15 protein-coding genes, 1 tRNA gene and 1 riboswitch are annotated in these 18718 nt (G+C 70.9%); of the genes, 11 read left to right on the top strand and 5 right to left on the bottom strand.

Translation table 11 applies throughout. The annotated features are described in order from the left end of the window. Positions 1 to 198: 198 nt before the first annotated feature. The 8 genes from IEJ02_RS42810 (at position 199) to IEJ02_RS42775 (ending at position 9378) form a co-directional block, all read left to right on the top strand. On the top strand, positions 199 to 1113 hold the full coding sequence (locus IEJ02_RS42810; protein WP_317986064.1) for a transglycosylase family protein: 915 nt from the start codon (positions 199 to 201) through the stop codon (positions 1111 to 1113). A gap of 254 nt (positions 1114 to 1367) precedes the next feature. Beyond that, a riboswitch (cyclic di-AMP (ydaO/yuaA leader) is annotated at positions 1368 to 1535 on the top strand. Between the two features lie 6 nt (positions 1536 to 1541). Further along, positions 1542 to 2240: a LysM peptidoglycan-binding domain-containing protein gene (locus tag IEJ02_RS42805; RefSeq protein WP_191069722.1), complete on the top strand. Its 699-nt coding sequence runs from the start codon at positions 1542 to 1544 to the stop codon at positions 2238 to 2240. Positions 2241 to 2576: 336 nt separating this feature from the next. Further along, the gene (eno, locus tag IEJ02_RS42800; RefSeq protein WP_191069721.1) at positions 2577 to 3857 is read left to right on the top strand and encodes a phosphopyruvate hydratase; all 1281 of its coding nucleotides are present in this window, start codon (positions 2577 to 2579) and stop codon (positions 3855 to 3857) included. Positions 3858 to 3961: 104 nt separating this feature from the next. After that, the gene (locus tag IEJ02_RS42795) at positions 3962 to 4444 is read left to right on the top strand and encodes an FtsB family cell division protein (protein WP_191069720.1); all 483 of its coding nucleotides are present in this window, start codon (positions 3962 to 3964) and stop codon (positions 4442 to 4444) included. A gap of 70 nt (positions 4445 to 4514) precedes the next feature. Further along, positions 4515 to 5111 (top strand): DUF501 domain-containing protein, encoded by a 597-nt coding sequence (locus IEJ02_RS42790; RefSeq protein ID WP_223865379.1) that lies wholly within the window; start codon positions 4515 to 4517, stop codon positions 5109 to 5111. Next, positions 5108 to 6067 carry a Ppx/GppA phosphatase family protein gene (locus tag IEJ02_RS42785; protein WP_191069719.1) on the top strand — a complete coding sequence of 320 codons (960 nt, stop codon included), beginning with the start codon at positions 5108 to 5110 and terminating at the stop codon, positions 6065 to 6067. Before IEJ02_RS42790 ends, IEJ02_RS42785 begins: the two co-directional genes overlap by 4 nt. Before the next feature lie 394 nt (positions 6068 to 6461). Continuing rightward, positions 6462 to 7841 (top strand): NAD(P)/FAD-dependent oxidoreductase, encoded by a 1380-nt coding sequence (locus tag IEJ02_RS42780; RefSeq protein ID WP_137978288.1) that lies wholly within the window; start codon positions 6462 to 6464, stop codon positions 7839 to 7841. Between the two features lie 223 nt (positions 7842 to 8064). After that, positions 8065 to 9378, top strand: a complete 1314-nt coding sequence (locus IEJ02_RS42775) for an SAM-dependent methyltransferase (RefSeq protein WP_191069718.1) — start codon at positions 8065 to 8067, stop codon at positions 9376 to 9378. 121 nt (positions 9379 to 9499) lie between these two features. On the opposite strand, the gene IEJ02_RS42770 is transcribed toward IEJ02_RS42775, so the two are convergent. Both IEJ02_RS42770 and IEJ02_RS42765 read right to left on the bottom strand, forming a co-directional pair. Next, positions 9500 to 12040 carry an ABC transporter permease gene (locus IEJ02_RS42770; protein WP_191069717.1) on the bottom strand — a complete coding sequence of 847 codons (2541 nt, stop codon included), beginning with the start codon at positions 12038 to 12040 and terminating at the stop codon, positions 9500 to 9502. A gap of 71 nt (positions 12041 to 12111) precedes the next feature. After that, on the bottom strand, positions 12112 to 12894 hold the full coding sequence (locus tag IEJ02_RS42765; RefSeq protein WP_191069716.1) for an ABC transporter ATP-binding protein: 783 nt from the start codon (positions 12892 to 12894) through the stop codon (positions 12112 to 12114). Between the two features lie 403 nt (positions 12895 to 13297). On the opposite strand from IEJ02_RS42765, the gene IEJ02_RS42760 reads away from it, so the two are divergent. Next, positions 13298 to 13380: transfer RNA gene (locus IEJ02_RS42760), tRNA-Leu, on the top strand. A 185-nt stretch (positions 13381 to 13565) separates the two neighbouring features. Next, the gene (locus IEJ02_RS42755; RefSeq protein ID WP_191069715.1) at positions 13566 to 14462 is read left to right on the top strand and encodes a Bax inhibitor-1/YccA family protein; all 897 of its coding nucleotides are present in this window, start codon (positions 13566 to 13568) and stop codon (positions 14460 to 14462) included. Between the two features lie 130 nt (positions 14463 to 14592). On the opposite strand, the gene IEJ02_RS42750 is transcribed toward IEJ02_RS42755, so the two are convergent. After that, a complete protein-coding gene (locus tag IEJ02_RS42750) occupies positions 14593 to 14823 on the bottom strand; it encodes a DUF4287 domain-containing protein (RefSeq protein WP_037954490.1) in 231 nt (76 codons plus the stop codon). Positions 14824 to 14942: 119 nt separating this feature from the next. Here IEJ02_RS42750 and IEJ02_RS42745 point away from each other — a divergent pair, with 119 nt between their 5' ends. Further along, positions 14943 to 15284 carry a hypothetical protein gene (locus IEJ02_RS42745; RefSeq protein WP_191069714.1) on the top strand — a complete coding sequence of 114 codons (342 nt, stop codon included), beginning with the start codon at positions 14943 to 14945 and terminating at the stop codon, positions 15282 to 15284. A 122-nt stretch (positions 15285 to 15406) separates the two neighbouring features. Here the strand turns inward: IEJ02_RS42745 and IEJ02_RS42740 are convergent, their stop codons facing one another. Next, positions 15407 to 16333, bottom strand: a complete 927-nt coding sequence (locus tag IEJ02_RS42740) for a hypothetical protein (protein ID WP_191069713.1) — start codon at positions 16331 to 16333, stop codon at positions 15407 to 15409. 592 nt (positions 16334 to 16925) lie between these two features. Next, complete coding sequence (locus IEJ02_RS42735; RefSeq protein WP_191069712.1) at positions 16926 to 18146, bottom strand: acetyl-CoA C-acetyltransferase; 1221 nt, start codon at positions 18144 to 18146, stop codon at positions 16926 to 16928. Positions 18147 to 18718: the final 572 nt, after the last annotated feature.

The following is an 18718-nucleotide window of genomic DNA, read 5'->3' as shown; positions in this document are numbered from 1 at the left end:
ACCTTGGCGTGACCTGGGATACATCGCCTTGTGATGATCGAGTGCCCTCGCTATGTTCACCGGCGAACCTTGTCGCCGTAGCGCGATAGCGCCATAAGAGAGGTCAATCGCATGCGTTCCGGTAATGGTCGACACCGTCGCCCCCGTCAGGCCCCGGCCATCATCGTGGCGGCGGGGGTCACGGGAGCGGGCCTCGCCATGCCCCTCTTCGGGGCGGCCGGCGCACAGGCCGCCCAGACCACCACATGGGATCACGTCGCCGAGTGCGAGAGCGGCGGTATGTGGAGCGCCAACGAGGGCAACGGCTTCTACGGCGGGCTCCAGCTGACCCTCGACATGTGGAAGAAGTACGGCGGCACGGAGTACGCCCCGCGCCCCGACCTCGCCAGCCGCTCCCAGCAGATATCCGTCGCCGAGGCGATCCTCGGCGACCGCGGCCCCGACGCCTGGCCGAGCTGTGCGCTGGGCGCCGGGCTCACCGACGGCGGCGGCGCCCCCGATGTGGACCCCGGCGGCACGGCCACCCCGGACCCGGGGACGGGCCGTGACGGGGGCGACCTGGGGGACCGGGGGCGGGACGGCTCCTCCTCGGACGCGGACCGCTCGGGGACGTCCGGCAGCGCCGACAAGCCGGACGCGCCGGACGCTTCCGGGTCGGCCGAGGACCCGGAGGCGCCCCACACCTCCAAGTCCCCCGACGGTCTGGACGGCTCCGCGTCGGACGACCCGGCGTCGGACGGCCCCTCGGGCTCGGACACCCCCTCGGCGTCGGACGGCTCCAGGGACCCCTCGGCGGACCCCTCCGCCGACCCCGCGCCCTCCGGCCGCCACCGCGGCGACCCGGACGCCGGGGAGCGGGCCGACGACGGCGACGCGGGGAGCGCACGGCCCTCCGGGCGCCATGCCTCGCGCGGCGCGTCGGACCGCGACGAGAGCGCCACGGGCGACGCTTACACTGTTCGCCGCGGTGACAGCCTGTCAGGGATCGCCGAGCACCAGAATGTGGCCCGGGGTTGGAAAGAGCTCTACGAATCCAACGAGGACCTCATCGGAACCGACCCCGATCTGATCATCCCTGGTCAGCGACTTGACCTCACCATCAGGGAGCAGTGATTCGGGGGGAATTGCCCGATCTGGGCCCGGTGAGACATACATCTCGTCACATTTTACGGGCCGCACCTCGTGTCCGATCCCTCCTCACCCGGCCCCACCTGCGCGGATGTGGGCCGGGTGAGATCAATTACAGCCCCATTCACTGCCCTTGGGGTGTTTGAACCTTCTTGGAAGGTGTGTTTAACGTCTTTCCGCTCGCCACCGCGGGCACCGTCGATCGTCACGCCGAATCCTGCCGGCGGTCGGGGGGAACCGACGCGTCAGCGCCGAAGGCAGGAGCGGGGGACCCAAGGTAGGTGCCGAATGGCCTGTGGAAACGGGCTCGTCGGCTAGGGGTGAAGCCGGGAGCGACCATCGTGACCGGCCGGGCAACTCACGTCCGAACCCGACAGCTCACCTCGTAGGCGTCGGTGAGGAAACGAACCAAAATGCTCAAGTCCAACGGGAAGCACCGCCGCCCCTCCAAGGCCACCCGTATCGCCGCGCTCACCGGTCTCGCCGGTGCCGCCGTGGCGGCACCGCTCATCGGGGCGACCTCCGCCTCCGCGGCCACCACCTCGCAGTGGGACCAGGTCGCGCAGTGCGAGTCCGGTGGCAACTGGTCGATCAACACCGGCAACGGTTACTACGGCGGCCTGCAGTTCTCGAGCTCCACCTGGGCCGCCTACGGCGGCACGGCCTACGCCTCCACCGCGGACAAGGCCAGCAAGGCCCAGCAGATCCAGATCGCCGAGAAGGTCCTGGGCAGCCAGGGCAAGGGCGCCTGGCCGGTCTGCGGCAAGGGTCTGACCTCCGGCGGCAGCCCGTCCGCCCCGTCCGCGCCCTCCGGCTCGCAGAGCCAGTCCTCGGCGACCACCAAGTCGGCCCCGGCCGCCCAGCCGGCCCAGCCGAAGGCGCAGCCCAAGGCACAGCCGCACACCGCGCCCGAGCACGCCGCGCGGCAGCAGACCCGTGGCCCGATCAAGAAGGGTGACGGCGAGTACAAGGTCAAGTCCGGCGACACCCTCGGCAAGATCGCCAAGGCCCACGACGTCAAGGGCGGCTGGAAGAAGCTCTTCGAGCTGAACAAGGACATCGTGGAGCAGGCCGACCTGATCTTCCCGGGCCAGCAGCTGCACCTCCGCTGAGCCACGGCCACGGCCTCGGTCATGGCCACGGCCTCGGCCTCGGTCATGGCCACGGCCTCGGCCTCGGTCATGGCCACGGACACGGCCCAGGCCTGAGGACTCCCCCCAGGGACCTCTCCTGAGGCCGGCCCCGAGAACGAGCCCCGGCCGGGCGTGCCGCCCACTATGGCGCGCCCTGCCGGGGCTTTCCCAATGCACAAGAAATCTGGATTTTTGATCCAGAATCTGGCTTTTTGTGTCACGCCCCTGTCTCGTGGGGCGGGCGAACGCGGGGCGCAGCCCTCCCGGCCCGTTAGGCTCGTGCTGCTACCGCAGACCCATACGAAGGAGAACCTCGTGCCGTCCATCGACGTCGTCGTAGCTCGCGAGATCCTCGACTCGCGAGGCAACCCCACGGTCGAGGTCGAGGTTGGCCTCGACGACGGCAGCACCGGCCGTGCCGCCGTGCCGTCCGGCGCCTCCACCGGCGCCTTCGAGGCCCTCGAGCTCCGTGACGGCGACAAGAACCGCTACAACGGCAAGGGCGTGGAGAAGGCCGTCCTCGCCGTGATCGAGCAGATCGGCCCCGAGCTGGTCGGCTATGACGCCACCGAGCAGCGGCTGATCGACCAGGCGATGTTCGACCTGGACGCCACCCCGGACAAGTCCTCGCTCGGTGCCAACGCGATCCTCGGCGTCTCCCTCGCCGTCGCGCACGCCGCCTCCGAGGCGTCCGACCTCCCCCTCTTCCGTTACCTCGGCGGCCCGAACGCCCATCTGCTGCCGGTGCCGATGATGAACATCCTCAACGGCGGGTCGCACGCCGACTCCAATGTGGACATCCAGGAGTTCATGATCGCGCCCGTGGGCGCGGAGTCCTTCTCCGAGGCCCTGCGCTGGGGCGCCGAGGTCTACCACACCCTGAAGTCCGTGCTGAAGGAGCGCGGCCTGTCCACCGGCCTGGGCGACGAGGGCGGTTTCGCGCCGAACCTCGGCTCCAACCGCGAGGCCCTCGACCTGATCGTCGAGGCGATCAAGAAGGCCGGCTACCAGCCGGGCCAGGACATCGCGCTCGCGCTGGACGTCGCCGCCTCCGAGTTCTACAAGGACGGCACCTACCAGTTCGAGGGCCAGTCCCGCTCCGCCGCCGAGATGACCTCGTACTACGCCGAGCTGGTCGCCGCGTACCCGCTGGTCTCCATCGAGGACCCGCTGAACGAGGAGGACTGGGACGGCTGGAAGACCATCACCGAGCAGCTCGGCGACAAGGTCCAGCTGGTCGGCGACGACCTCTTCGTCACCAACCCCGAGCGGCTGTCCCGCGGCATCGACAGCGACACCGCGAACGCCCTGCTGGTCAAGGTCAACCAGATCGGCTCGCTGACCGAGACCCTCGACGCGGTCGAGCTGGCCCAGCGCAACGGCTACAAGTGCATGATGTCCCACCGCTCCGGTGAGACCGAGGACGTCACCATCGCCGACCTGGCCGTCGCCACCAACTGCGGCCAGATCAAGACCGGCGCCCCGGCCCGCTCCGAGCGGGTGGCCAAGTACAACCAGCTGCTGCGCATCGAGGAGATCCTCGACGACGCCGCGGTGTACGCGGGCCGTTCCGCCTTCCCGCGCTTCAAGGGCTGAGCGGACACGTCTGACGCCCGTCCCCGGCCGCGGTCCCGTACCGTGGCCGGGGACGGCGTCGCTCGACGGCGTTACCCAAGCGAAGTCATCACCGGGGAGGCGACGTGCCGGCGGATCGGGAACGGTTCTCCACCGCGACCAGGCTCAAGGCGCTCGGCGAGCACGCCGCCGCCCGGGTCTACCGCGTGCGCACCAAGCGCCGCCGCGGCCGGCTGACCGGCCGGGCCGCCCTGCTCGCGCTGGTCGTCTGCTCCCTCGTCGTGGCGCTCGCCTATCCGATGCGGCAGTACATCTCCCAGCGCTCCGACATCGCCAAGCAGCGGCAAGAGGCCCAGCGGGCCCGCGAGGACGTGAAGAAGCTGCGGGAGCGGAAGGCCCGGCTGCGCGACCCCGCCTACACCGAGCAGCAGGCCCGGGAGCGGCTGCACTTCCTGATGCCGGGGGAGACCGGCTACAGCGTGGTGGACGGCACCGGCCTCACCGAGCACTCCACCGACCAGGGCGCGGCCGGCCGCCCCTGGTACACCAACCTCTGGGACGCCGTGGACACGGCGGACGCGGCGGGGGCGGGCGGCACGCGCCGCTGAGGCGCCGCGCTCCGGCCGCCGGCCGCACCCGGCGTTCGAACCGAAACGAAGAAGAAGAGCTTTCCCACTCATGGACACGCCCCCGCCCCAGACGGAGCCCACCGCGCCCACCGACGCGGACATCCACGCCGTACGGGAGCAGCTGAACCGCGTGCCCCGGGGCCTGCGCGCGGTTCAGCACCGCTGCCCCTGCGGCAATCCGGACGTCGTGGAGACCGCGCCGCGGCTCGAGGACGGTACGCCCTTCCCCACCCTCTATTACCTGACCTGCCCGCGCGCCGCGTCCGCGATCGGCACGCTGGAGGCCGAGGGCGTGATGAAGGAGATGACGGCCCGGCTGGGCACCGACCCCGAACTGGCCGCCGCCTACCGCGCCGCCCACGAGGACTACATCGCGCGCCGCGACGCCATCGAGGTGCTCCGGGGCTTCCCCAGCGCGGGCGGGATGCCGGACCGGGTGAAGTGCCTGCACGTGCTGGTGGCCCACTCCCTCGCGGCCGGCCCCGGGGTCAATCCGCTCGGGGACGAGGCGATCGCGATGCTGCCGGAGTGGTGGCGCAAGGGCCCGTGTGTGAGCCCCTGCGGGACCGATGACCCGAGCCGGGACCGGGCCGAGGAGCCGAGCCGGGATCGGACCGATGACCCGAGCCGTGAGGAGAGCGCATGACCCGCGTCGCCGCCGTGGACTGCGGCACCAACTCGATCCGGCTCCTGGTGGCGGACGCCGATCCGGCCACCGGGGAGCTGATCGAGCTCGACCGCCGGATGAAGATCGTCCGGCTGGGCCAGGGTGTGGACCGCACGGGTCGGCTCGCCCCCGAGGCCCTGGAGCGCACCTTCGCCGCCTGCCGCGAGTACGCGGAGGTCGTGGCGGAGCTGGGCACCGAGCGCGTCCGCTTCGTGGCCACCTCCGCATCCCGGGACGCCGAGAACCGCGAGGAGTTCGTGCGCGGGGTCGTGGAGATCCTGGGCGTGGAGCCCGAGGTGATCACCGGGGACCAGGAGGCGGAGTTCTCCTTCACCGGGGCCACCAAGGAGCTCAGCGGCCGGACCCATGTGCCCGGGCCGTATCTGGTGGTGGACATCGGCGGCGGTTCGACGGAGTTCGTCGAGGGCGGCGAGGAGGTGCGGGCGGCCCGCAGCGTGGACATCGGCTGCGTCCGGCTGACCGAGCGCCATCTGGTGGTGGACGGCAGGATCAGCGATCCCCCGACGGAGGATCAGATCGCCGCCATACGGGCCGATGTGGAGCAGGCGCTGGACCTCGCCGAGCGCACCGTGCCGCTCGCCCGCGCCTGCCGTCCCGCGGACGGCCACGCGCTGGTCGGGCTGGCCGGTTCGGTCACCACCGTGGCCGGGATCGCGCTGGGCCTGAAGGAGTACGACTCCTCCGCGATCCACCACTCCCGGATCAGTCTCGGCCAGGTCCGCGAGATCACGGGCAAGCTGCTCCGCTCCAGCCATGCCGAGCGGGCGGAGATCCCGGTGATGCATCCGGGGCGGGTCGATGTGATCGGCGCGGGGGCGCTCATCCTGCTTTCGATCATGGAAAGGACCGGCGCCGAGGAGGTCGTGGTGAGTGAACACGACATCCTCGACGGGATCGCCTGGAGCATCGCCTGAGCGGGCGGGATAACGTATGAGCGGCCGCGGAACCCCCTTCGGGGGCGCTCCGCGAGCCGCCTCCGAGAAAGTTCGTGAAACTCTTCACATGAAAAAGGCCCCTGGTGACCGCCCGATGCGGCGCTCTGGGGCGGTTTCGGCGGCCGGGCCCCGTAACTGACCGGATCGTGAGGTGTCGGGGCGGCGTTCGGCGCCTCCGCGCCCACCGTCTGGTCTACTCCCGCGTTCAGTCACAAGCCCTGTTCAGAGGGGTGGGAACGTGTCGATCCGGTCAGTGGTTCCCCTCCGCCCGTATGGCGTCCATCACGGGGGCGGCGGAGTGTAGCAGATACCCTCACCATGCTTGTGAAGGGGCTCACGAGGTGCCCCCCCAAGGGTGCTGGATACTCGAATCATGAGCACCACGGAGCGTCCCAGGATCCTCGTTGTAGGCGGTGGGTACGTTGGCTTGTACGCGGCGCGCCGCATTCTGAAGAAGATGCGGTACGGCGAGGCGACCGTCACGGTCGTCGACCCTCGCTCGTACATGACGTACCAGCCCTTCCTCCCCGAAGCTGCGGCCGGCAGCATCTCCCCGCGCCACGTCGTGGTTCCGCTGCGGCGCGTGCTCCCCAAGGCGGAGGTCCTCACCGGCCGCGTGTCGACCATCGACCAGGACCGCAAGGTCGCCGTCATCCAGCCGCTCGTCGGCGAGACGTACGAGCTTCCCTTCGACTACCTGGTCGTCGCCCTCGGCGCGGTCTCCCGCACCTTCCCGATCCCCGGTCTCGCCGAGAACGGTATCGGTATGAAGGGCATAGAGGAGGCCATCGGCCTGCGCAACCACGTCCTCGAGCAGCTCGACAAGGCCGACTCCACCACGGACGAGGAGATCCGCCGCAAGGCGCTCACCTTCGTCTTCGTCGGCGGTGGCTTCGCCGGCGCGGAGACCATCGGCGAGGTCGAGGACATGGCCCGCGACGCGGCCAAGTACTACCCGAACGTGAAGCGCGAGGACATGCGCTTCATCCTCGTCGACGCCGCCGACAAGATCCTCCCCGAGGTGGGCCCGAAGCTGGGCAAGTGGGGTCTGGAGCACCTGCAGAAGCGCGGTGTCGAGGTCTACCTCGAGACCTCGATGAACTCCTGCGTCGACGGCCATGTCGTCCTCAAGAACGGCCTCGAGGTCGACTCCAGCACCATCGTGTGGACCGCGGGCGTCAAGCCCAACCCGGCGCTGGCCCGGTTCGGCCTCCCGCTCGGCCCGCGCGGCCATGTGGACACCGCCCCGACCCTCCAGGTCCAGGGCAGCGACTACATCTGGGCCGCCGGTGACAACGCCCAGGTCCCGGACCTCGCCACCGGCGAGGGCGCCTGGTGCCCGCCGAACGCCCAGCACGCGCTGCGCCAGGCCAAGGTCCTCGGTGACAACGTGGTCTCCGGCATGCGGGGCTTCCCGCAGAAGGACTACAAGCACGCCAACAAGGGCGCCGTCGCGGGTCTGGGCCTCCACAAGGGCGTCGCGATGATCGTCTTCGGCAAGATGAAGATCAAGCTGAAGGGCCGCCTGGCCTGGTACATGCACCGTGGCTACCACGGCATGGCCATGCCGACCTTCAACCGCAAGATCCGGGTGCTCGCCGACTGGACGCTGGGGATGTTCCTCAAGCGCGAGGTCGTCTCGCTCGGCGCCATCGAGAACCCCCGCGAGGAGTTCTACGAGGCCGCCTCCCCGGTCAGCGCCGCCACCGCGGCCAAGCCGGCGGCCCCGGCCGAGAAGGCCAAGGCGTCCTGACCCCAAGGGCCTGACCCTGCGGGTCCGACCCGCACGACCGACGCCGAGGGCGTCCGCCATCCGTGGGGCGGACGCCCTTACGTCTGCCCTCGGATGCCCCTCCGATGGCCCGCTTTTGAAGCTGTTTTGCCGATTCCAGACGTGTCGGTGGGACTGTACGGCGGGTTCCATGGTGTTTACGTGGTGAGTGAATCTTCCTGACTCGCCATCACGGAGGTGCGATATGGCCGACGCCGCTGGGCGGATCGCCACCCTGGCCGAGGAGGTGCTGGGAACCCCCCTCCCGATCCGCGTCCGCGCCTGGGACCACAGCGAGACCGGTCCGCCCGGCGCCCCCACCCTGGTCATCCGGCGCCGCCGGGCGCTGCGCAGGATCCTGTGGCGGCCGGGCGAGCTGGGCCTGGCCCGCGCCTGGGTCGCCGGGGACCTCGATGTCGAGGGCGATCTGTACGACGCCCTGGACCGGCTGTCCGGGCTGCTGTGGGAGCGCGGCCCCGCCACCGCGCCGCGGTCCCGGCTGATCACCGGCCTCCAGGCGCTGCGCACCCCCGCGCTGCGCACCGCCGCCCGGGAGATGATCGCGCTCGCCGGGCCGGGGCTGCCGCCGCCCCCGCCGCGCGAGGAGGCCCGGACCACCCTCGGTCCGCTGCACTCCCTGCGCCGCGACCGCAAGGCGATCAGCCACCACTACGACGTCGGCAACGACTTCTACGAGCTGGTGCTCGGCCCGTCGATGGTCTACTCCTGCGCCTACTGGGACAGGCCGGACTCCACGCTGGAGGAGGCCCAGCGCGCCAAGCTGGACCTGGTCTGCCGCAAGCTGGCCCTGAAGCCCGGCCAGCGGCTGCTGGACGTGGGGTGCGGCTGGGGCTCGATGGTGCTGCACGCGGCGCGCGAGTACGGGGTGCGCGCCGTCGGCGTCACGCTCTCCGAGGAGCAGGCGGCGTACGCCCGCAAGCGCATCGCGGACGCCGGGCTCACCGACCAGGTGGAGATCCGGGTCCAGGACTACCGCGAGGTCCCGGACGGGCCGTACGACGCCATCTCCTCGATCGGCATGGCCGAGCACGTGGGCGCCGTGCGGTACGCCGAGTACACCGCCATCCTGCACCGGCTGCTGCGGCCCGGCGGGCGGCTGCTCAACCACCAGATCGCCCGGCGCCCCCAGCCGGACGAGGAGGCGTACCACGTGGACGAGTTCATCGACCGCTATGTCTTCCCCGACGGTGAGCTCGCCCCGGTCGGCCGGACCGTGACCCAGCTGGAGGAGGCGGGCTTCGAGGTGCGGGACGTGGAGGCCATCCGCGAGCACTACGCGCTCACGCTGCGCCGCTGGGTCGCCAACCTGGAGCGGTCCTGGGCCCAGGCCGTGCGGCTGACCTCCCCGGGCCGGGCCCGGGTCTGGCGGCTCTACATGGCGGCCTCCGCACTCTCCTTCGAGCGCAACCGGATCGGGGTCAACCAGATCCTCGCCGTCCGCACCCCCGAGGGCGGGGCCTCGGGGCTTCCGCTGCGCACCCGCGAGTGGCGCGGCTGAAGGCGACCGAAGGCGGCTGAAAGCGGCCACAACGCGGACGTCCCCGTCCGCCCCTCTCGGGGGCGGACGGGGACGTCCCGTGTCAGCTCGCCGCTGTGCGGCTCATGTTCGGCTTATTCGGCTACTCGGCCTTGATGGCGGCCAGCATGTTGAGCTTGGAGGCCCGCCGGGCCGGCCACAGCGCCGCGATGACGCCCACGAGGGCGGCCATCAGCAGGAACAGCCCCATCCGCGGCCACGGCACCACCATCTCGTAGCTCGGCAGCTCGGTGGCGATCAGCTCACCGGCCGCCCAGCCGAAGAAGACGCCGAGGCCGAGGCCGAGCACCCCGCCGAAGAGCGAGATGACCAGCGACTCCAGCCGGACCATCCGCTTGACGCCGCCGCGGTCCAGGCCGATCGCCCGCAGCATGCCGATCTCCTTGGACCGCTCGAAGACCGACATCGCCAGGGTGTTGATGACACCGAGCACCGCGACGATCACGGCCATGGCGAGCAGCCCGTAGAGCATGTTCAGCATCAGGGTGAAGGCGCTGGCGATCTCGTCGGAGGTGTCCTGCTTGTTCTGGATCTTGATCGCCGGGTTGTCGCCGAGCGTCTTCTTCAGCAGGTCCTTGTTGTTCTCCGTGGCGCCGCCCTTGGTCTTCAGCATCACCTGGAAGTCCGCGACGGTGGCCATGTGCGGGGTGACCGTGGCGTTGTCGACCATGACCCCGCGGATCATCTGGTTGCCCTCGTAGACACCGCCCACGGTCAGCTTGCCGCTGCGGCCGTCCTCGTAGGTGACCGGGATGGTGGAGCCGACCTTCCAGTGGTGCTCGTCGGCGATCTTGTCGTCGATGAGCGCCTTGGTCCCCCCGAGCGCGGCGAACGAGCCCTCGGTGAAGTCCACGTTCACCAGGTCCTTGATGGCCTTCGGGTCGACGCCCGTCAGGGAGTCGGAGTCGCCGGCGACCCGGGCCGGGGAGGAGCGCAGCGGGCTGATCGTGCTGACCTCGGGCAGCTTCGCCAGGGTCTTGGACACCTCGGGCGACAGCGGCCGCGCACCGGTCCCGCCCATGCTGACGACGTAGTCGGACTTCAGCCCGTCGGCCGCCATCTTGTCGATCCCCTTCTGCATGGATCCCGCGATCACCGTCATACCGGTGATCAGGGTGAGACCCACCATCAGGGCGGAGGCGGTGGCGGCGGTGCGGCGCGGGTTGCGCACCGCGTTCTGCCGGGCCAGCTTGCCGGGCATCCCGAAGATCCGCAGCACCGGGGAGGCGGCCGCGATCAGCGGCCGGGACAGCAGCGGGGTGAGTACGAAGACGCCGATCACCAGGACGGCGGCGCCGAACGCCATCGGGCCCTCGCCGTCGCCGCCCATGCCCGCACCGGCGACCACCAGCGCGATACCGGCCGCGGCGAGGATCGTGCCGATGGTGTTGCGCACCACCAGACCGCGGGTGGTCGGCGCGGCGTGCACGCTGTTCATCGCGGCCACCGGCGGGATCTTGGCGGCTCGGCGGCCGGGCAGCCAGGCGGAGAGCACGGTCACCACGACGCCCACGAGCACCGAGACCAGCACGGTGGTCGGCGCGACGATCAGCGGACCGTCCGGGACGTTGGCCCCGGTGGAGTTGAGCACCGAGCGCAGCACGGCGCCGATGCCGACACCGGCGGCGAGACCCACCACGGCCGCGACGGCGCCCACGACGGTGGCCTCGATCAGCACCGAGCGGGTGACCTGACGGCGGGTCGCACCCACCGCGCGCATCAGGGCGAGCTCCCTGGTGCGCTGGGCGACCAGCATGGAGAAGGTGTTGACGATGATGAAGATGCCGACGAAGAGCGCGATCCCGGCGAACACCAGCATCATGGTCTGCATGCTGCTCATGCCGTCTTCGATCGCCTTGGCCTGGTCCTTGGCGAGCTTCTTGGCGGTGGTGGCCTTGGCCTGCTCGGGCAGGATCTTGTCGATCGACGACTTCAGGGTGGACTGCGAGGTGCCCGCGGCGGCCTTCACATCGATCTCGTCGAACTGCCCGGGCTTGCCGAACAGCTTCTGCGCGGTGGCCGTGTCGTACAGCGCGAGGGTGCCGCCCGCCGCGACATTGCCGTCGTCGGTGGTGAAGACGCCGACGACCTTCTGGGTGCGCACCGGGCCGTCGACGGACACCCGGATGGAGTCCCCGGCCTTGTAGTGGCCGCGCTCGGCGGTCCTGGAGTCGAGCGCGACCTCACCCGCGGCCTTGGGGGCGCGGCCCTCGGTCATCGTGTACCGGGAGTCCTTGCCGTCGGCGCCTGGGTAGTAGTTGCCGCCGCGGTTGGGGAAGCCACTGCCGAGCAGGTCGCCCTTCTTGTCGGCGAGGGCGGAGTAGCCCTGCACCACACCGTAGGCGGAGGCGGCGCCGGGCGCCTTGGACGCCTGGTCCAGCAGCCGCTGGCTCAGCCGGGGCGCGTCACCGGGGTTGGCGGCGTCGTCGTCCTTCTTGTCGGGGGTGATGGCGACGTCGACGCCCTTGAAGCCCTTCTGGGAGCTCTTCTGGTAGGCGTCGGAGATGGTGTTGGTGAAGACCAGGGTGCCGGCGACGAAGGCCACGCCGAGCATCACGGCGAGCACGGTCATCAGCAACCGGGCCTTGTGCGCAAGCACATTGCGCAGGGCTGTACGGAGCATGAGGTGTCAGTCCTGAAGGGGTGGAGTGGGGGAGTGCGAGGCGGCGTGCTTGTACGGGCGCGCGCTCCGCGTCAGCTCGTGCGGCCCTTGGCGTCGAAGCGCTTCATGCGGTCCAGCACCGAATCGGCGGTGGGGTCGCGCAGCTCGTCCACGATCCGGCCGTCGGCGAGGAAGACCACCCGATCGGAGTAGGACGCGGCGACCGGGTCATGGGTCACCATCACGATCGTCTGGCCCAGCTCCCGCACCGAGTTGCGGAGGAAGCCCAGGACCTCGGCGCCGGAGCGGGAGTCCAGGTTGCCGGTCGGCTCGTCGGCGAAGATGATCTCCGGCTGGCCGGCCAGGGCGCGGGCGACGGCGACGCGCTGCTGCTGACCACCCGACAGCTGGTTGGGGCGGTGCTTGAGCCGCCCGGCCAGGCCGACCGTGGCCACCACCTGGTCCAGCCACGCCTGGTCGGCCTTGCGGCCCGCGATGTCCATCGGGAGGGTGATGTTCTCCAGCGCGTTCAGCGTCGGCAGCAGGTTGAACGCCTGGAAGATGAAGCCGATCTTGTCGCGGCGCAGCTGGGTGAGCTTCTTGTCCTTCAGCGTGGTCAGTTCGACGTCGCCGATCCGGGCCGAGCCGCTGGAGATGGTGTCGAGACCCGCCATGCAGTGCATCAGCGTGGACTTGCCGGAGCCGGAGGGGCCCATGATCGCGGTGAACTCCGCCTGGCGGAACTCGACGGAGACCGAGTCCAGGGCGATTACCTGGGTCTCGCCCTCGCCGTAGACCTTGCTCAGGTCCGTGGCCCGGGCGGCCGCCCCGGTGGAGTGGGCGGTGCTTTTGACGCCGAGAGGCATGGTGGTCACGGTGGATGACTCCTGTCGTGCTCTGCGGGAGTGGGCGGGACGTCACTCCATGGTTCCGGTTGTGAAAGAGCACGGGATCACCCCGTGCTCCGGTTCTCGTGGGGGTCTCGCGATGTAGGCGTTGACGGCGGAGTCCTCCTTGAGGAGGAGAAGGCGCCCCGTCCGGGGCGTCGAGATTGCGTCAATCCCCAGTTAACGGGGGTTCAGGGCATATCGGCAGGTCCAATGGCCGTCGGTATCCGCGGGTACCCCGCCCCGATGCTGATGCACCCTCAGTTGCCAATAAAATAAGACAACCTCGGTCTGCGGATTCACTGTGCGGGGGCATGTCCCCGGATAGGCTCGTGCTGCTCTCTTCCAGGGGAGGGTCGTATGCGCACCGTACGGCCCAGGGGGAACCGCTGCCCGGATGGTGGAATGCAGACACGGCGAGCTTAAACCTCGCTGCCCCTCGCGGGCGTACCGGTTCAAGTCCGGTTCCGGGCACCTTCAGATCCGGTGGGCGCACTCAGCGTGTGTGGATGGTCGCCCCAGGTGCGTGCGCGGGGCCCGCAGGGGCCTCGCGCGGCCTCTTCCCGCATGAAAAGATCCTCCTTGGGCACTAGGGTGCTTTCTTTGCTTACCCATTACTCTTGAGTCAAGGTCGCGCACGGCGGCCATGGAGGAGTGAGATGAGGAGCAGCAACCCGGTCTTCTCGCGACGGGGGTTCAGCCGCAGCGGCGGCTACGCCGGTTTCGGCGCGGCGCCGCAGGCCGGGAGCCCCGCCGCCGGTCAGGCCAACCCGTACGCGGGCGGTAACCCGTACGCGCAGACACAGGCGCCCACGAACCCCTACGTGGCGGGCGACCAGCAGAATCTGACCCCCGAACAGCTGCAGCAGATGTACGGCGCGCCGCCGGCGGGCCCGCTGCAGACCGGCCGCATGACGATGGACGACGTCGTCATGCGCACCGGTATGACCCTCGGTACCGTCATCGTCGCCGCCGCGGCCGCGTGGATCGCGCAGCTTCCGGTGGGCGTGGGCTTCGGCGCCGCGCTCGTGGCGATGGTGCTCGGCCTCGTCCAGTCGTTCAAGCGCACGGCCTCGCCCGCGCTGATCATGGGTTACGCCCTCTTCGAGGGCCTTTTCCTCGGCGTCATCAGCCAGGTGTACAACGAGCGCTGGTCCGGCATCCCGATGCAGGCCGTGCTCGGCACGATGGCCGTGTTCGTCGGTGTGCTCGTCGCGTACAAGACCCGGCTCATCCGGGTGAACGCGCGATTCCAGCGCTTTGTGCTCGCCGCCGCCATCGGCTTCATCCTGCTGATGGCGGTCAACCTGCTGTTCGCCGCCTTCGGCGGCGGGGACGGCCTCGGCTTCCGCAGCGGCGGCCTCGGCATCGTCTTCGGCCTCGTCGGTGTCCTGCTCGGCGCGGCGTTCCTGGCGATGGACTTCAAGCAGGTCGAGGACGGTGTCCGGTACGGCGCTCCGCGTGAGGAGTCCTGGCTGGCCGCCTTCGGGCTGACGCTCTCGCTGGTGTGGATCTACCTGGAGCTGCTCCGGCTGATCTCGATCTTCAGGGATTAGCGTCCCTGGTAGCGCGTAGCACCTGGAAGGGCCCGCGGAGGCGATGACCTCCGCGGGCCCTTCTTCCTATGCGGCTTAAGCCGCTCCGTTCGGTGGGTCTGTCATACACGCTTCTGCCTCCGGGCAGCGGCTACAGCAGTTTGCGTGCCGCACGCCTCAAGTCGTGTTCATGGATGATCGCCTTCGCGTGGCCGTAGGCGAGCTGGTGCTCGCCGCGCAGCCAGCTGACCTTCTCCTCGAATCGGAAGAAAGCGGGGCCCTCGTCGACCGTGCGCAGCCAGTCGGCGACTTCACGGCCCGTGCACTGGGGGATGCGGGAGAGTAGGTTCCGGTGAGTCTCGTCGGAGAAGATTTGGGACATCGGCGCCTCCGGACGCTTCCATGCCGGACCCGGGTCCATGGCCCGGGTTTCCTTCAGCTCACCGTGCCTGAGTGTTCGCCCGTTGGCAACAGTCCCTCAGTGGCGCATACGCTCGGAACGTGGACGATGTCACCCCTCTCCTCGCCGCCGTCGACCGGCTCGCCGACCGGTTGCGCGCCCTTCCGCAGTCCCGGCTGCGCGCGGGCGCGGCGGCCGAAGGACTCGCCCTGGCCAGGGAATTGTCGGTGCGCGCACAGCGGCTCGAGGAGCCGGGCACCCCGCCGCGGATCATGCCGGACGCGGGGCTGTTCGTGGTCGCCGACCAGGTGGCGGTGGCCGGACACGACTTGGTGCACGCGCTGGAGCGTGCGCCGGGCGGCGCCGGGGGCGGCGCTACGACGCGGGGGGCCGCCGAGGCGGTGGCGCTCGTGGCGGAGGCGGCGGGGCGCTGCGGCGTCTGAGGGTGCCGCTTACGGTTACGTCGCTTACGGTGAGTTACGTCGCTTACGGTGGGTTATGCCGCTGTCGGTCAGTTACGGCGAGGCGATGACGTGGTGGCTACGGCGAGGCGATGACGTGGTGGCTATAGCGAGGCGATGACGCGGTCGGCGAGGACGTACACGTTCTCCTCGCCGCAACCAAAGGTGAGCGCGTACGCACCGGAGACGCCCGAGCCGCCCAGCAGCACCGGGGCGGTGCCCTCGCGCAGCGCGTCCGCCAGCCGCTCCGCGGTCTCCCGGTGGCCCGGGGTCATGCAGATCGTGGTGCCGTCGGCGAAGACGTAGACGTCGAGGGTGCCGAGGGGCCCGGGCCGCACATCGGACAGCGGGGTGCGGGCGTCGGCCAGCTCGCTGAGCCGGGTCACCGTACGGTCGTGGTCGGCGACGGGTGACGACGGGGTGAAGTCGGGGTGGGACGGATGGCGGCGGCGGGCCGCCGCCAGCTCGGCGGACTCCAGGGGCTCGGCCGCGGGCTCCGCCCCGGCGCCCAGCTCCAGCTCCACCTCGGACTCGACCTCGGGCTCCTGGTCCCCGGCGGCGTCCATGGCCTCGGGGCCGAGCGCGTCCAGCCCGAGCAGCGGTTCGAGCCCGGCCAGGTCGGCCTGGCGGGGCACGAAGAGCTGCGCGTCCTGGGAGGCGTCCTCGCCGAACCCGCCAGGACCGCTCAGCAGCGAGTGGGCGTCGGCCGCTCCGGCGGAGTCCCTGGCCTCCTGGGCGGCCCAGAACGCCCGCGCCTCGGCCAGCTCGCGCTCCCGCTCCTCGGCCAGCGCGTCGGCGACGGCCGCGCGTATCTCGGCGGCCGGGGTGGCGCGGGGTGCGGGCACCGTAGCGCCGCCCTCCTCACCGCCGCCTCCGCCGCCCGTGCGGGCACCGGCGGCCACGGTGGCCGCGAGCTCGGCACGCAGCTCACTGATCTGCCGGCGCACACCGCGCGCGGTGTGCAGGGCGGCCGCCCCTACGGCCGTGGCGGCCACCGCGGCCAGGAGGAGGACAAGACTCGTGGGGCTCACTGACGTACTCCCGGTTGGCTGTAGATCCCCCGAATTCCTACCTCAGCTTGAGGCTTATCGCCTCTCGACGTCAGCGCATACCATCACCAAATAGGCAGAATTCGATACCGGGCGGGCCTTTGGTCACCGGTGCTGAGCTGGGTAGACGGCTCTCCCCCAGGACCTTTGTCACATCCTGGGGGAGATTCGGTCACGGCCCGGGCCGAACCAGTGTCGCAGACGCGTCGCGGCGGGGCCGCGGGGCCCGGGTCGGCTCGGCTCGGCTCGGCCGTGCGTCCTGGGGGATCTTCCCCCTCCCCGCCCCTTCCCGCAGCATCGACATGCGGCTTCGCCGCGTGGCAGGGGCGTCGCCCCTGGATCCCGGGGTCTGGGGCGGAGCCCCAGTCGAGGGAAGGGGCGGGGAGGGGAGCGGCCCGCCGCAGGCGGCAAGATCCGCCAGACACCTCTCAGCAGGTCGGAGGAAGTCCGCTCTGGTTCGGCAGCGCCCCGAAGGGGCGCGGGGCTGTGTCGATGTGCGGCTCCGCCGCGTGGGACCAGCCACGACGGCGCCGCAGACGGCCGACGACGCATCGCGGCACTTCCGGCGGAGCGCTTAGCTCAGGCGCTCGATGACCATGGCCATGCCCTGGCCGCCGCCGACGCACATGGTCTCCAGGCCGAACTGCTTGTCGTGGAACTGCAGCGAATTGATCAGCGTGCCGGTGATCCGGGCGCCGGTCATGCCGAAGGGGTGGCCCACGGCGATCGCGCCGCCGTTGACATTGAGACGGTCCAGGTCGATGCCCAGATCGCGGTAGGACGGGATGACCTGCGCGGCGAACGCCTCGTTGATCTCCACCAGGTCGATGTCGCCGATCGACATCCCGGCCCGCGCCAGCGCCTGCTTGGACGCCTCGACCGGTCCGTAGCCCATGATCTCGGGGGAGAGGCCGGTGACGCCGGTGGACACGATCCGGGCCAGCGGGGTCACGCCCAGCTCCCGCGCCTTGGTGTCGGACATGATCACCAGCGCCGCGGCGCCGTCGTTGAGCGGGCAGCAGTTGCCCGCGGTGATCCGGCCGTCGGGGCGGAAGACCGGCTTCAGACCCTGCACGGCCTCCAGGGTGGTGCCCGCGCGGGGGCCGTCGTCCGTGCTGACGACCGTGCCGTCGGGGGTGGTCACCGGGGTGATCTCGCGCTCCCAGAAGCCCTTCTCGATGGCCTCCTCGGCGAGGTTCTGGGACCGCACGCCGAACTCGTCCATCTCCTCGCGGGTGATCCCCTTGAGCCGGGCCAGGTTCTCGGCGGTCTGGCCCATCGCGATGTACGGGTCGGGAAGGAACCCGTCCTCGCGCGGGTCGTGCCAGTCGGAGCCGCCCTGCTCGGCGCGCGCGGCCGTACGGGCCTCGGCCTCCGCGAACACCGGGTTGTGGGTGTCCGGCAGCCCGTCCGAGGTGCCCTTCTTCGACCGCGAGACCATCTCGACGCCCGCCGAGATGAAAACGTCGCCCTCGCCCGCCTTGATGGCGTGCAGCGCCATCCGCGAGGTCTGGAGGGAGGAGGAGCAGTAGCGGGTGATCGTACAGCCGGGGAGGTGGTCCATCCCCATCTGCACGGCCACGATCCGCCCCAGGTTGTGCCCCTGCTCACCGCCCGGCAGACCGCAGCCGAGCATCAGGTCGTCGATCTCGCGCGGGTCGAGCTCGGGGACCTTGGCGAGCGCGGCCTGGATGATCTCGGCGGTGAGGTCGTCCGGCCGCAGATCCTTGAGCGAGCCCTTGAAGGCGCGGCCGATGGGCGAACGGGCGGCAGAGACGATCACTGCTTCGGGCATCACGGCTCCATGGGGGCGGGGTGCGGGCGGGACTCCGAGGGAAGTTACCCGTACGTATCGGCGGGGTCACGGGGTGCGGGCTGTGACACGGGACTCTTTTTTCCAAGCGTACGCTCAGCAAGCCCGACCGCGCCCCGGGCGCGCCCTCGCGCCCGGGGCCCGTCCCCGCGCCCGGGGTTCGCCCCCGGGCCCGGGGTTTGCGCCTTCCGGGCGGCACGGGGCCGTGCCGGGGGCGTGTGCTGCTTGCCGTGCGTACGTTCGGCGAGCCGGGCCGCGTCCGAGGTTCGCCCCCGCGCCCGGGGTCCGCCCCCGCGTCCGAGGTTCGCCGCCTTCCAGGCGGCATGAGGCCGTGCCGGGGCGGTGTGCCGCTTGGCGTGCGTACGCTCGGCGGGGCGGGCCCGGGCCCGGGGTCCGCCCCCGCGCCCGGGCCCGCCCCCCGGGCTCGGGGTTTGCGCCTTCCGGGCGGCACGGGGCCGTGCCGGGGGCGTGTGTGCCGCTTGGCGTGCGTACGCTCGGCGAGCCGGGCCGCCGCCCCGCGATCCGCCCCCCGCGCCCGGGCCCCCAGGCCCGGG

It is taken from the genome of Streptomyces sp. 5-10 (assembly GCF_014712245.1).
GTDB lineage: Bacteria > Actinomycetota > Actinomycetes > Streptomycetales > Streptomycetaceae > Streptomyces > Streptomyces violaceusniger.
The sequence above is the reverse complement of the archived record's forward strand: the minus strand, read 5'-3'. Positions and strand labels throughout refer to the sequence as shown.